At 72.1% G+C, this 13,509-nt stretch carries 11 protein-coding genes; 7 read left to right on the forward strand and 4 right to left on the reverse strand.

Going from position 1 to position 13,509, the window contains the following annotated elements; translation table 11 throughout:
- Positions 1 to 103 precede the first annotated feature (103 nt).
- Positions 104 to 1,021, forward strand: coding sequence for a class I SAM-dependent methyltransferase (locus ACIHCX_RS07775; protein ID WP_400027623.1), 918 nt, complete (start codon positions 104 to 106; stop codon positions 1,019 to 1,021).
- Positions 1,022 to 1,085: 64 nt separating this feature from the next.
- Here ACIHCX_RS07775 and ACIHCX_RS07780 read toward each other — a convergent pair whose 3' ends face one another.
- The 3 genes from ACIHCX_RS07780 to ACIHCX_RS07790 form a co-directional block, all read right to left on the reverse strand.
- Entirely contained in the window at positions 1,086 to 1,922 is an 837-nt protein-coding gene (locus ACIHCX_RS07780; protein WP_400027624.1) for an aldo/keto reductase, read from the reverse strand.
- 93 nt (positions 1,923 to 2,015) lie between these two features.
- Positions 2,016 to 3,842 (reverse strand): AMP-dependent synthetase/ligase, encoded by a 1,827-nt coding sequence (locus ACIHCX_RS07785; RefSeq protein ID WP_400027626.1) that lies wholly within the window; start codon positions 3,840 to 3,842, stop codon positions 2,016 to 2,018.
- A gap of 230 nt (positions 3,843 to 4,072) precedes the next feature.
- A complete protein-coding gene (locus ACIHCX_RS07790) occupies positions 4,073 to 4,960 on the reverse strand; it encodes a LysR substrate-binding domain-containing protein (RefSeq protein WP_400027628.1) in 888 nt (295 codons plus the stop codon).
- A 169-nt stretch (positions 4,961 to 5,129) separates the two neighbouring features.
- On the opposite strand from ACIHCX_RS07790, the gene ACIHCX_RS07795 reads away from it, so the two are divergent.
- Positions 5,130 to 6,176, forward strand: a complete 1,047-nt coding sequence (locus ACIHCX_RS07795) for a bile acid:sodium symporter family protein (protein WP_400027630.1) — start codon at positions 5,130 to 5,132, stop codon at positions 6,174 to 6,176.
- Between the two features lie 87 nt (positions 6,177 to 6,263).
- On the opposite strand, the gene fdhD is transcribed toward ACIHCX_RS07795, so the two are convergent.
- Positions 6,264 to 7,112, reverse strand: a complete 849-nt coding sequence (gene fdhD, locus ACIHCX_RS07800; protein ID WP_400027632.1) for a formate dehydrogenase accessory sulfurtransferase FdhD — start codon at positions 7,110 to 7,112, stop codon at positions 6,264 to 6,266.
- 314 nt (positions 7,113 to 7,426) lie between these two features.
- Between fdhD and ACIHCX_RS07805 the strand changes: the two genes are divergently transcribed.
- The 5 genes from ACIHCX_RS07805 to ACIHCX_RS07825 all read left to right on the forward strand — a co-directional run bounded on the left by ACIHCX_RS07805 (position 7,427) and on the right by ACIHCX_RS07825 (position 13,502).
- Entirely contained in the window at positions 7,427 to 8,374 is a 948-nt protein-coding gene (locus ACIHCX_RS07805) for a beta-ketoacyl-ACP synthase III (protein WP_400027634.1), read from the forward strand.
- Positions 8,375 to 8,567: 193 nt separating this feature from the next.
- Positions 8,568 to 9,245, forward strand: coding sequence for a GntR family transcriptional regulator (locus tag ACIHCX_RS07810; RefSeq protein ID WP_400027636.1), 678 nt, complete (start codon positions 8,568 to 8,570; stop codon positions 9,243 to 9,245).
- Positions 9,246 to 9,551: 306 nt separating this feature from the next.
- The gene (locus ACIHCX_RS07815) at positions 9,552 to 10,733 is read left to right on the forward strand and encodes an ROK family protein (protein WP_400027722.1); all 1,182 of its coding nucleotides are present in this window, start codon (positions 9,552 to 9,554) and stop codon (positions 10,731 to 10,733) included.
- Positions 10,734 to 10,902: 169 nt separating this feature from the next.
- On the forward strand, positions 10,903 to 12,459 hold the full coding sequence (locus ACIHCX_RS07820; RefSeq protein ID WP_400027637.1) for a sugar ABC transporter ATP-binding protein: 1,557 nt from the start codon (positions 10,903 to 10,905) through the stop codon (positions 12,457 to 12,459).
- Positions 12,456 to 13,502, forward strand: a complete 1,047-nt coding sequence (locus ACIHCX_RS07825; protein ID WP_400027639.1) for an ABC transporter permease — start codon at positions 12,456 to 12,458, stop codon at positions 13,500 to 13,502. Before ACIHCX_RS07820 ends, ACIHCX_RS07825 begins: the two co-directional genes overlap by 4 nt.
- Positions 13,503 to 13,509 lie beyond the last annotated feature (7 nt).

The raw sequence follows: 13,509 nt of genomic DNA on the forward strand, positions 1-13,509 counted from the left end.
GGGCCTGTGCCCCCCGGCCGTTTTGCCGCCTCGGCAACAGGAGTGGCCCTCTCCCGGTGCGTCGGCGCAGGCTGGCCGCACCGGACAGGAGAGGCTGATCAGCATGGCGCAGGCACACCACGGACACCACGACCACGAGCGAACCCGCCCCGGCCACCGTCACCACGGCCACGGTCACACCGACGTCGACTGGGCCGTCATGGCTCCGATGCTGGAGGCCCAGGCGGAGTTGTTCGCGCCCCTGTACGGGAACGTCATGGCATGGCTGGGGGAGAAGGCGCCCGATCCCGGCCTGATCGTCGACGCCGGCAGCGGTCCCGGCGTGATCTCCTGCCTCTTCGCCGAGGTGTTCCCGGGCGCGCGGGTCGCCGCGGTGGACGGCTCCGAGCCGCTCCTCGAGCGGGCCCGGGACCGGGCCGCGCGCCTCGGTCTCGCCGACCGCCTCGCCACCATCACCGGCGAACTCCCCGGCGTGCTGGACGAGTTGGAGTATCCGGCAGGTCTGCTGTGGGCGGGCAACAGCCTGCACCACCTGGGCGACCAGCGGGCCGCCCTCGCCGCGTTCGCCGAACGGCTGGCGCCCGGCGGCACGCTCGCCCTGCTGGAGGGCGGCCTGCCCGCCCGGTTCCTGCCCCGTGACATCGGCATCGGCCGGCCGGGCCTCCAGGCCCGTCTCGACGTGATGCAGGAGGACTGGTTCGCGCGGATGCGGGCCGAACTGCCGGGCTCGGTCGCCGAGACCGAGGACTGGCCGGCGCTGCTGGCCGCCGCGGGCCTGAAGCACACCGGCACCCGCAGCTTCCTGCTGGACCTGCCCGCCCCGGTCTCCGACCCGGCCCGCGCCTACGTCGCGGCCGACCTGAACCGGCTCCGCGAGTTCGTGGGGAGCGACCTCGGCGACGAGGACCGTGCCACCCTCGACCGGCTCCTCGACCCCGGAGACGAGGCGAGCGTGCACCGCAGGAACGACCTCTTCGTACTCAAGGCGCACACGGTGCACACGGCGGTACGGACCGCCTGAGCGGCAGGTGCCCGGCCACCGTTCGGCGCCGGGCACCGGCTCAGTTCGCCGCGCGCGGTGCGGGTCAGGCGACCTCGAACGCCGCCGGGTCCGGGCCCAGACGCCGGTCCTCGTTCAGGGCGCTGATCGCCGCGAGGTCCTCGTCGTCCAGGCTGAAGTCGAAGACGTCGATGTTCTCCCGGATCCGGGACGGCGTCACCGACTTCGGGATCACGACGGTGCCGAGCTGGAGGTGCCAGCGCAGCACGATCTGGGCGGGCGTGCGGTTGTGCTTCTGCGCGATCGCCACGATCGCCGGAACCTCCAGCAGGCCCTTGCCCTGGCCGAGCGGCGACCAGGCCTCGGTGGCGATGCCCTGCTCCGCGTGGTACTCGCGGGCCGCGTGCTGCTGGAGGTGCGGGTGCAGCTCGATCTGGTTGACCGCCGGGATCACCGAGGTCTCGGCGATCAGGCGCTCCAGGTGCTCCGGAAGGAAGTTGGAGACGCCGATCGCCCGGACGCGCCCGTCGGCGTGCAGCTTCTCGAACGCCTTGTAGGAGTCGACGAACTTCCCCCGGGCCGGCGTCGGCCAGTGGACCAGGTACAGGTCCACGTACTCCAGGCCGAGCTTGGCCAGCGAGGCGTCGAAGGCGCGCAGCGTGGAGTCGTATCCCTGGTCACTGTTCCAGAGCTTGGTGGTGACGAAGACCTCCTCGCGGGGGATCCCGGAGGCGGCGATGGCCTTGCCGGTGCCTTCTTCGTTGCCGTAGATCGCCGCTGTGTCGACACTGCGGTACCCGGCCTCCAGCGCGGTGGCGACGGCCCGCTCCGCCTCGTCGTCCGGCACCTGCCAGACCCCGAAGCCCAGCTGGGGCATCTCGACGCCGTTGTTGAGGATGATCGGGGGGACCTTGCTGCTCACGAGCTTCTCGATCCTTCGTTTGTGGTCGTGTGTCGGTCCCATCGTCAACGATCACGAGCCGTCACGCATTCCTGAGCTGCCGATCCGACCGGATCAGACCCGGTACAGCGCCTCCACCTCGGCGGCGTAGGCGTCCTCGATGGCCCTGCGCTTGAGCTTCAGGGACGGGGTCAGTAGACCGTGCTCCTCGGTGAACGGCTGGGCGAGGATGCGGAAGGTGCGGATCGACTCGGCCTGGGAGACCAGCGTGTTGGCGGCGACCACCGCGCGGCGGACCTCGGTCTCCAGGTCGGGGTCGTGCACCAGCCGGGCCGTCGGCATCAGCGGTTTGCCGCGCATCCGGAGCCAGTGCTCGACGGCCTCGTGGTCGAGGGTGACCAGCGCGGCGACGTAGGGGCGGTCGTTGCCGACGACGATGCACTGGGAGATCAGCGGGTGGTCGCGCACCCGCTCCTCCAGCAGGCCGGGCGCCACGCTCTTGCCGCCGGAGGTCACCAGGATCTCCTTCTTGCGGCCGGTGATCGTCAGATAGCCGTCCTCGTCGAGGGAGCCGAGGTCGCCGGTGGCCAGCCAGCCGTCGTGCAGGGCCTCGTCGGTGGCCTTCTTGTTGTGGAGGTAGCCCTGGAAGACGTTGTCGCCGCGCAGCCAGATCTCGCCGTCGTCGGCGATGCGCACGGTGGTGCCAGGAACGGGCTGCCCGACCGTGCCGTAGCGGGTGCGTTCGGGCGGATTGGCGGTGGCCGCCGCGGTGGACTCGGTCAGTCCGTAGCCCTCGTAGATCTGCACGCCGGCGCCCGCGAAGAACAGTCCGAGCCGGCGGTCCATGGCCGAGCCGCCGGACATCGCGTTGCGGATCCTGCCGCCCATCGCGGCACGCACCTTGGAGTACACGAACGTGTCGAAGAACTGGTGCTGCATTCTCAGGGCCGCCGAGGGGCCGGCGCCGACGCCCCAGGCCTTGGCCTCGACGGCGTCGGCGTACCGCACGGCGACCTCGACGGCCTTCTCGAACGGCCCGTCCCTGCCCTCCTTCTCCGCCTTGCGGCGGGCCGCGCCGAACACCTTCTCGAAGATGTACGGCACCGCCAGGATGAACGTCGGCCGGAACGCCTGGAGGTCGGGCAGCAGCGCGGCGGCGCTCAGTTGCGGCTGATGGCCGAAACGGACCTTGCCGCGGATCGCGGCGACCTCCACCATCCGCCCGAAGACGTGGGCGAGCGGCAGGAACAGCAGCGTGGCCGCCTCGTCGCCCTTCCTGCTGTGGAACACCGGCTCCCAGCGCTCGATCACGGTGTCCGACTCGAACATGAAGTTGCCGTGCGACAGCACACAGCCCTTGGGGCGGCCGGTGGTGCCGGAGGTGTAGATGACGGTCGCGACCGAGTCCGGGGTGACCGCCTCCCGGTGCCGGTGCACCACGTCGTCGTCGATGTGCCCGCCCGCGTCGTACAACTGCTGCACGATGCCGGTGTCCAACTGCCACAACAGGCGCAGCCGCGGGAGCCGGTCGATGACGGTGGCGATCGTCATCGCGTGCTCCTCGTGCTCCACGACCGCCGCCGTGACCTCCGCGTCGTGCAGCGCCCAGAAGCACTGCTCGGCCGAGGCGGTGGGGTAGAGCGGCACCACCTGGGCGCCGATCGTCCACAGCGCGAAGTCGAACAGCGTCCACTCGTAGCGGGTACGGGACATGATCGCCACGCGGTCGCCGAAGCGGATGCCCTGGGCCAGCAGGCCCTTGGCGAGGGCCAGCACCTCGTCGCGGAACTCGGCGCAGGTCACATCCCGCCATCTGCCGAACTCGTCCTTGCGGCCGAGCGCGATGTGGAGCGGGTCGTCCAGCGCATGCTGGAAGACGACGTCGGCCAGTCCGCCCACCGGCGGTGGCAACGTCGACGGAGGGCTGGTGAACTCGCGCAAACCCCGCTCCCGTTCCTTGTGACGCTCCGCACAGCGCCGTGAAAGCTACCCCAGCGCGGCAGGGGCGTCTGGGCCCGCGGAGGCGGGCGGTGCCCGGGTGGACGCCGGAAAATGCGCTCACAAGGGGAAGGGTCGGACAGACTTTCCTACGGACCCGTAAGGTTCGGTGCCGTTATCTGCACCGAATCTGTACCGCCCGATTACGGCCCTCGCGACCGGCCGGAGAGGCCCTAATAGGTCGTGTCCTGGCCGACTCCGCGCCGGTGGAGGCGGTCGCCGCTGGTCAGGATGGCCGTGGCCAGGGCGTCGGCCGCGTGGTGCGGGGTGTCGTGGCGGCGGCCGTGGACGAGCACGAAGTCGACTCCGCCCAGCTCCGGCAGGCCCGCCCGGTCCGGGACGCGCACCAGGCCCGGCGGGATCAGGCCACGGGAGTGGGCCATCACGCCCAGGCCCGCGCGGGCGGCGGCGATCAGGCCGTTGAGGCTGCCGCTGGTGCAGGCGACGCGCCACGGCCGGCCCTGGCGCTCCAGCGCCGCGAGCGCCAGGGCCCGGGTGATGCCGGGCGGCGGGTACACGATGAGCGGCACCGGGCGGTCGGGGTCCAGGCGCAGCCGCTCGGCGCCGATCCACACCAGGCGGTCGCGCCAGACCGGCTCGCCCCGCGGGTCCTCGGGGCGCCGCTTGGCCAGCACCAGGTCCAGCCTGCCGGCGGCGAGCTGCTCGTGCAGCGTGCCCGACAGTTCCACTGTCAGCTCCAGGTCGACCTCGGGATGCTCGTAGCGGAAGCCCTCCAGGATCTCCGGCAGCCGGGTGAGCACGAAGTCCTCCGACGCGCCGAACCGCAGCCGGCCGCGCAGCCGGGCGCCGGTGAAGAACGCGGCCGCCTGCTCGTGCACCTGGAGGATCCGGCGCGCGAAGCCCAGCATGGCCTCGCCGTCCTCGGTCAGCTCCACCGAGTGGGTGTCGCGGGAGAACAGCAGCCTGCCGGTCGCGTCCTCCAGACGGCGCACGTGCTGGCTGACGGTCGACTGGCGCAGCCCGAGCCGCCGCGCCGCCCCCGTGAAGCTGAGGGTCTGGGCCACGGTCAGGAAGGTGCGCAGCTGGGCGGGGTCGTACACGGGACCAGGCTAGCGCGGTCATCGCGGAACACGATGACAGTCAGAGCGGTATGACGGATTCCCGATCAACGCCCGGCCGGGCACGATGGAGAGGGGACCCGTCGGACCTTTGCCGCACGGGCGTGACGGCGCCCGTACCGACCCGAAGAGCACGAGCAAGTGGAGCACCGTGAAACGCCTGCGCCGGACGAACTGGCTGCCGATCGACCCGTACATCGTCCTGTTGCTGGGGACGGTGGGCATCGCGGCACTCCTCCCGGCCCGCGGCGCGGCCGCCCATGTGGCCTCGGGCGCCTCGACCGCCGCGATCGCCCTGCTGTTCTTCCTCTACGGTGTCCGGCTGTCCACCCGTGAGGCGCTGGACGGACTGAAGCACTGGCGGCTGCACGTCACGGTCCTGGCCTGCACCTTCGTGATCTTCCCGCTGCTCGGCATCGCCGCCGGCGGACTCGTCCCGGTGCTGCTGAACCAGCCGCTCTACCAGGGCCTGCTCTTCCTCACCCTGGTCCCGTCGACCATCCAGTCGTCGATCGCTTTCACCTCCATCGCCCGCGGCAACGTGCCCGCCGCGATCTGCGCCGGCTCCTTCTCCTCCCTGGTCGGCATCGTCCTCACCCCGCTGCTCGCGGCCGCGCTGCTCGGCAACAGCGGCGGCGGCTTCTCCGGGCACTCGCTGGTCACGATCGTGGTGCAACTGCTCGTGCCGTTCGTCGCCGGGCAGCTCCTCAGGCCGTGGATCGGACGCTTCGTCGCCCGGCACAAGAAGATCCTCGGGCTGGTCGACCGCGGCTCGATCCTGCTCGTCGTCTACACCGCGTTCAGCGAGGGCATGGTGCGCGGCATCTGGCACCAGGTCAGCGCCGTACGGCTGGGCGGGCTGCTCGTCGTGGAGGCCCTGCTGCTGGCCGTGATGCTCGCCCTGACCTGGTACGGCACCCGGGCGCTGGGCTTTTCCCGCGAGGACCGCGTCGCCGTGCAGTTCGCGGGCTCGAAGAAGTCGCTGGCCTCCGGGCTGCCCATGGCGAGCGTCCTGTTCGGCGCCCATGCCTCGCTCGCCGTGCTGCCGCTGATGCTCTTCCACCAGATGCAGCTCATGGTGTGCGCGGTGATCGCCAAGCGCCGGGCGCGCGACGCCGAGGTGCGGCAGGAGACCGCCGGGCCGGCGCCGTCCGCGGCGTCACCGTCCGCGGTCGGTACGACGAACCCGCCTCGGTGACCTCTGCGCAGCGTGACGGCTGCGGCACCGGCGCGGCCGTCGGATCGGGGCCCGGATCGGGCCGGTCCGTTCCGGCCACCGGGCTGCTCAGCCGTGTGCGGCCGGCTCCGGCAGGGCGATCCGCCCCCCGCCCGCGTACACGTTCATGGAGCTGCCCCGCAGGAAGCCCACCAGCGTCAGCCCCGTCTCCGCGGCCAGGTCCACCGCCAGGGACGACGGGGCCGAGACGGCCGCCAGGACCGGGATGCCCGCCATGACGGCCTTCTGGGCCAGCTCGAAGGAGGCGCGGCCGGAGACCAGCAGGATCCTGCGGGACAGGGGCAGGTCGCCGCTCTGCAGGGCGCGGCCGATCAGCTTGTCGACCGCGTTGTGCCGGCCCACGTCCTCGCGTATGTCCAGCAGTTCGCCGTCCTCGCTGAACAGCGCCGCCGCGTGCAGCCCGCCGGTGCGGTCGAAGACGCGCTGGGCGGCCCGCAGCCGGTCGGGCAGGCTCGCCAGCAGCTCGGTTCCGATCCGCAGCGGGGGAGTGTCGGAGATCGGCCAGCGGGCCGTCGTACGGACCGCGTCCAGGCTCGCCTTGCCGCACAGGCCGCACGACGAGGTCGTGTACACGTTGCGCTCGAGGGTGATGTCGGGCAGGACGACGTCCGGCGCGGTCTTCACGTCCACCACGTTGTACGTGTTCGTCCCGTCCGCCGTCGCGCCCGCGCAGTACACGATGTTCAGCAGGTCGGACGCGGCGCCCAGGACGCCCTCGCTCACCAGGAAGCCGGCCGCCAGCGCGAAGTCGTCACCCGGGGTGCGCATGGTGATCGCCAGGGGTTTGCCGTTCAGCCGGATCTCCAGCGGCTCCTCGGCGACCAGGGTGTCGGGGCGGGACGAGACGGCTCCGTCCCGGATGCGGATCACCTTGCGTCGTTCCGTGACTCGTCCCATGCCCTGATCAGCCCCGGTTCTGTGCGCTCTTCGGCCGAAGCGGCCCCGATCATCTCATTGTCCTGCACGTACGGCAGGCATCGCGGCGGGAGAACCGCTCCCGCCGCAGAACTGGATACTGTCGACGATGCATTGTCCACTGCCGCGCGCCGCTCCGGCAAGGTGCCTCCGGCCTCTCGCGGTGAGGGGCACCCCCTCTGACCGAAGCCGACAAGAGGGGCCCGTCAATCCTGTGACTTCACCTGCCGCGTTACCCGCGAGTCACTGACCAGACTGGTGAATCCCGCTACCCACGGCCACGAGGGGAACCACCCATGAACGGCTCGCGCATCACCGCCGTCGGTCACTACCAACCCGCCAAGGTGCTCACCAATGAGGACCTGGAGGGCATCGTGGCGACCAGCGACGAGTGGATCAGGAGCCGGGTGGGCATCCGGACCCGGCACATCGCGGGGCCCGACGAGCCGGTCGACGAACTCGGCGCGCACGCCGCCGCCAAGGCGCTCGCGGCGGCGGGGCTCACGCCCGCCGACATCGACCTGGTGCTCGTCGCCACCTCCACGGCCACGGACCGCTCCCCGAACACCGCCGCCCGCGTCGCCGCCCGGCTCGGCGTCCCGGGGCCGGCCGCGATGGACGTCAACGTCGTGTGCGCGGGCTTCACCCACGCCCTGGCCACCGCCGACCACACCGTGCGCGCCGGGGCCGCGACCCGCGCCCTGGTCGTCGGCGCCGACAAGATGTCCGACGTGACCGACTGGACCGACCGCACGACCTGCGTGCTCGTCGGCGACGGGGCCGGGGCCGCCGTGGTCGAGGCCTGCCGGCCGGGCGAGGAGCCCGGGATCGGGCCGGTGCTGTGGGGCTCGGTGCCCGAGATGGGACACGCGGTGCGGATCGAGGGCACGCCCCCGCGGTTCGCGCAGGAGGGGCAGAGCGTCTACCGGTGGGCCACCACCCAGCTGCCGCCGCTGGCCCGGCAGGCCTGCGAGCGCGCCGGCTTCGCGCCCGAGGAACTCGCCGCGGTCGTCCTGCACCAGGCCAACCTGCGCATCATCGAGCCGCTCGCCGCGAAGCTGGGGGCCGTCAACGCCGTGGTCGCCCGCGACGTCAGCGAGTCCGGCAACACCTCGGCCGCGAGCATCCCGCTGGCCCTGTCCAAGCTCGTCGAACGGGGCGAGGTGACCACGGGGGACCCGGTGCTGCTGTTCGGCTTCGGCGGCAACCTGTCCTACGCCGGGCAGGTCGTGCGCTGCCCGTGAGCGGCCGCCGGCGAATCCCGCGCGGTGCGTACGCGGGCGTCGCGCGCGTGTGCGTGTGACGCGCCCGACATCCACTGATCGCGGCGACTGTGCATCGTAGACTGTAGACGAACGGCGATCGACGCTCCGTCCGAGTGTCAAGGACCCGGCCGTCCGCCTGCTGCGCACGCGCCCGGCCGAGGAGGGGACCGCGATGTTGTCGACAGGACTGCCGCAGGGGGCGGTGCCCAGGCTCGAGCGCCCCGGCCCGCTGCGCGAGCGCGTCTACGAAGCCCTGCTGGAACTCATCACCACCCGCGCCCTCCAGCCGGGCCAGCACCTCGTCGAGAGCGAGCTCGCCGGGCACCTCGGCGTCTCCCGGCAGCCGGTGCGCGAGGCGCTCCAGCGTCTGAACACCGAGGGGTGGGTCGATCTGCGGCCCGCCCAGGGCGCCTTCGTGCACGAGCCGACGGAGGAGGAGGCCGACCAACTCCTCAGCGTGCGCATGCTCCTGGAGGCCGAGGCGGCCCGCCTCGCCGCAGCGAACGCGGACCGCGACGGCGTCGCCGCCCTGGAGGAGCTGGTGGCGCGGGGGTTCGAGGCCGTCGCCGCCGACGACGTGGAGACGGCCGTGGCCCTGAACGCCCGCTTCCACGCCAAGGTCGTGGAGCTGGCCGGCAACGCGGTGCTCGCCGAACTCGCCGCCCAGGTCGACCGGCGGGTGCGCTGGTACTACACCCCGGTGGCCCGGCAGCGCGGCCGCCAGTCCTGGATCGAGCACCGCGCGCTCATCGAGGCGATCGGCGAGCGCGACGAGCAGCGCGCCACCCGCCTGATGCGTGAGCACACGGAGCACACCCGCAGGTCGTACCACGGCCAGGCCAAGCCCTGACCGCGCGTCAAGCCCTGACCGCACGCCAAGCCCTGACCGCAGGCCAAGTGCTGATCCGCGCCAAGCCCTGACCGCACGCCAAGTGCTGACCCGTGCCAAGTGCTGACCCCACGAAGTCCGGCCCTCTGGCTTTCGCTCGGCGCCTCCAACTTTGTCCTGTCGGTGGGGAAAGTTGGAGGCAATCCCTGCGCAACTTCTTCCCAGTTCCGGCAGTCGCTGCTACGTTCCTCTCTCAAGCAAGCAGTCAAGTGGTCGAAATCCCGTGTGCGTAGGCCGAATTGAGGCGGGGAGGGGCACGTGAGACGTATGACGGCACGACCCGCCAACCCCCATCAGGCCCGGCTGCTGAAGCTGCTGCGCGACGGGGGACCCAGCTCCCGGGCACAGCTCGGCGACCGCGTCGAGCTGTCCCGGTCGAAGCTGGCCGTGGAGGTCGACCGGCTCCTGGAGACGGGACTGGTCGTGGCCGACGGACTCGCCGCCTCACGCGGCGGCCGCCGCTCCCACAACGTCCGGCTCGCCCCCGAACTCCGCTTCCTGGGCGTCGACATCGGCGCGACCTCGGTCGACGTCGCCGTCACCAACGCCGAACTGGAGGTGCTGGGACACCTCAACCAGCCGCTGGACGTACGCGAGGGGCCCGTCGCGGTCTTCGAGCAAGTCCTCGCCATGGCCGCGAAGTTGCGGGTGTCGGGGCTCGCGGAGGGATACGACGGCGCCGGCATCGGCGTCCCCGGCCCCGTCCGCTTCCCCCAGGGCGTCCCCGTGGCGCCCCCGATCATGCCCGGCTGGGACGGCTTCCCCGTGCGGGAGGCGCTCAGCCAGGAACTCGGCTGCCCGGTCATGGTCGACAACGACGTGAACCTCATGGCGATGGGGGAGCAGCACGCGGGCGTCGCCCGCTCCGTGGACGACTTCCTCTGCGTCAAGATCGGCACTGGCATCGGCTGCGGCATCGTCGTCGACGGCGAGGTCCACCGCGGTACGACCGGCAGCGCGGGCGACATCGGGCACATCCAGGCCGTGCCGGACGGACGCCCCTGCGTCTGCGGCAACCGGGGCTGTCTGGAGGCCCACTTCAGCGGCGCCGCCCTGGCCCGTGACGCGCTGGAGGCGGCCCAGCAGGGCCGGTCGGCCGAGCTCGCGACCCGGCTTGAGGCGAACGGCGCCCTCACCGCCGTCGACGTGGCCGCCGCGGCCGCCGCGGGCGACGCCACCTCGCTCGGCCTGATCCGGCAGGGCGGTACCCGCACCGGCCAGGTCATCGCCGGACTCGTCTCCTTCTTCAACCCCGGCCTGGTGGTGATCGGCGGCGGGGTCACCGGCCTCGGCCACACCCTGCTCGCCGCGATCCGCACCCAGGTCTACCGCCAGTCGTTGCCCCTGGCGACCGGCAACCTGCCCATCGTCCTGGGCGAGTTGGGGCCCGCCGCCGGAGTCATCGGCGCGGCCCGGCTCATCAGCGACCACCTGTTCTCGCCGGCCTGACCGGCGCGCACCACCCCGCACCGCCCCGCACCACCGGTACGCCCCGCACCACCAGCACGCAGCACGGCACCACCACCGGCCCGCCCCGCGTACATCAGACCCGTGTACACCAGCCCCGCGTACGTCAGCCCTGCCCTGAGACCGGCCGTATCCGCCGAGGGGAACCACCATGGCTCCAGAACCACCCCTGCTCAGCATGTCCGGCATCACCAAGTCGTTCCCCGGAGTCCGTGCCCTGGACGGAGTCGACCTGGAGGTACAGGCCGGAGAGGTGCACTGCCTGCTCGGCCAGAACGGCGCAGGGAAGTCCACCCTCATCAAGGTACTCGCCGGGGCCCACCAGCCCGACGACGGGAAGATCACCTGGCGGGGCGAGCCGACCGTCCTGAAGTCTCCGATCGCCGCCATGAACCTCGGTATCGCCACCATCTACCAGGAACTCGACCTGGTGGGACATCTGTCGGTCGCCGAGAACGTCTTCCTCGGCCACGAACCCACCGCCGCCGGCTTCGTCGTCCGCCGTCGCGAGGCCCGTTCCGCCACCGCCGCCCTCCTGGGGCGGCTCGGCCACCCCGAGATCGACCCGGCCCGGCTCGTCGGCGAACTCTCCGCCGCCCAGCAGCAGGTCGTCTCCATGGCACGGGCCCTCTCCCACGACGTCCGGCTCATCGTGATGGACGAACCGTCCGCCGCCCTCGACCCGGACGAGGTCGACAACCTCTTCCGCATCGTCGGCGACCTCACCGCCGACGGTGTCGCCGTCGTCTACATCTCCCACCGCCTGGAGGAGATCCGCCGCATCGGCGACCGGGTCACCGTCCTCAAGGACGGCCGCGCCGTCGCCGGGGGCCTGCCCGCCGAGTCCACCCCGACCCGCGAGATCGTCTCCCTGATGACGGGCCGCAACGTCGAGTACGTCTTCCCGCCGCGCCCGCCGGCCGGTCCCGCGCACCTCCCGCCCGTCCTCACGGTCGAAGGACTCGCCCGCGACGGGGAGTTCGCCCCCCTCGACCTCGAACTGCGGCCCGGCGAGATCGTCGGCCTCGCCGGACTCGTCGGCTCCGGCCGCTCCGAGATCCTGGAGACCGTCTACGGCGCACGCAAACCCAGCGCGGGCCGCGTCCTCGTCGACGGCACACCGCTGCGCCCCGGCAGCGTGCGCTCCGCCGTGCGCGCCGGACTCGGGCTCGCCCCCGAGGAACGCAAGGCCCAGGCCCTGCTGATGCTGGAGTCCGTCACCCGCAACGTCAGCGTCTCCACGCTGCCGCGCTTCGCCCGCGGCGGCTGGCTGGACCGGCGCGCCGAACGGAACGCCGCCCGGCAGGCCACCCGCGAACTCTCCCTGCGCCCCGACAACCCCGACGTCCCGGTGCGCACCCTCTCCGGCGGCAACCAGCAGAAGGCGGTCCTCGCCCGCTGGCTGCTGCGCGGCTGCCGTGTCCTGCTCCTCGACGAACCCACCCGCGGCGTCGACGTCGGCGCCCGCGCCGAGCTGTACGCGGTGGTGCGCCGCCTCGCCGACGAGGGCCTGGCCGTCCTCCTGGTCTCCAGCGAGGTGCCCGAGGTGCTCGGCCTCGCCGACCGCGTCCTGGTGCTCCGCGAAGGGCTCGTCGTCCACACGGCACCCGCCCGGGAACTGGACGAACACCGCGTACTCGACCTGGTCATGGAAGGAAGCCCCGTGTCCACGCAGTCCGTAACCGAGGAAGGGAGCGCGACGTCATGACGCACCCCGCCACCCCGGCCCAGCAGGGCGGACCCGACGCCGGGCCGTCCCCCGCCGACCGCGCGGACGCCCCGGCCGGCGGCGCCGGCCCGCTGCGCGTCGTGTGGGCGCGCGCCGACCTGCGCACCCTGTCGCTGCTCGGCGTGCTCGCCGCCCTCGTCCTCATCGGCGGCCTCACCAAACCCGACGCGTTCCTGGACACCCGCAACCTGCAACTGGTGCTCACCCTGTCGTCCGTCATCGGTGTCGTGACCGTCGGGATGACCTTCGTCATCATGAGCGGCGGCATCGACCTGTCCGTCGGCGCGATCGTCGCCCTCTCCTCCGTGTGGGCCACCACCGTCGCCACCCAGGAGTACGGCTTCGTGGGCGTGCTGTTCACGGCGGTGCTCGTCGGTGTCGGCTGCGGACTCGTCAACGGCGTCCTCATCGCGTACGGCGGCATGGTCCCGTTCATCGCGACGCTCGCCATGCTCGCCTCCGCGCGCGGACTCGCCCTGCACATCACCGGCGGCAAGACGCAGATCGTCACCATCGACGGCATCCTGAAGCTCGGCGATCGCGACTCCTACATCCTCGGCGTGCCGCCGCTGGTCCTGGTCTTCGCCGCCGTCACCGTCATCGGCTGGCTCGTGCTGAACCGCACCACGTTCGGGCGGCGCACCGTCGCCGTCGGCGGCAACGCGGAGGCGGCCCGCCTCGCGGGCATCGACGTCCGCCGCCAGCGCCTCTACCTCTACCTGCTGTCCGGGCTGTGCTGCGGCATCGCGGCCTTCCTGCTGATCGTCCTGTCCGGGTCCGGCCAGAACACCAACGGCAACCTGTACGAACTCGACGCCATCGCCGCCGCGATCATCGGCGGGACCCTGCTGAGCGGTGGCCGGGGCACCATCGTCGGCTCCGTCCTCGGTGTCCTGATCTTCACCACGATCTCCAACATCTTCGCCCTGAACAACCTCCAGAGCGACGTCCAGCAGATCGCCAAGGGCGCCATCATCGTCGCCGCCGTCCTCGTCCAGCGGCGCACCGCCTCCACCCCCTAGGGCCTGT

This window comes from Streptomyces sp. NPDC052043, from assembly GCF_044548235.1.
Lineage (GTDB): Bacteria > Actinomycetota > Actinomycetes > Streptomycetales > Streptomycetaceae > Streptomyces.

Bases quoted from the DNA above. Each gene is read 5' to 3' on its own strand.
- ACIHCX_RS07775 (WP_400027623.1), top strand. From the start codon at position 104: ATGGCGCAGGCACACCACGGACACCACGACCACGAGCGAACCCGCCCC.
- fdhD (WP_400027632.1), bottom strand. From the start codon at position 7,112: ATGGGACGAGTCACGGAACGACGCAAGGTGATCCGCATCCGGGACGGA.
- ACIHCX_RS07805 (WP_400027634.1), top strand. From the start codon at position 7,427: ATGAACGGCTCGCGCATCACCGCCGTCGGTCACTACCAACCCGCCAAG.
- ACIHCX_RS07810 (WP_400027636.1), top strand. From the start codon at position 8,568: ATGTTGTCGACAGGACTGCCGCAGGGGGCGGTGCCCAGGCTCGAGCGC.
- ACIHCX_RS07815 (WP_400027722.1), top strand. From the start codon at position 9,552: ATGACGGCACGACCCGCCAACCCCCATCAGGCCCGGCTGCTGAAGCTG.
- ACIHCX_RS07820 (WP_400027637.1), top strand. From the start codon at position 10,903: ATGGCTCCAGAACCACCCCTGCTCAGCATGTCCGGCATCACCAAGTCG.
- ACIHCX_RS07825 (WP_400027639.1), top strand. From the start codon at position 12,456: ATGACGCACCCCGCCACCCCGGCCCAGCAGGGCGGACCCGACGCCGGG.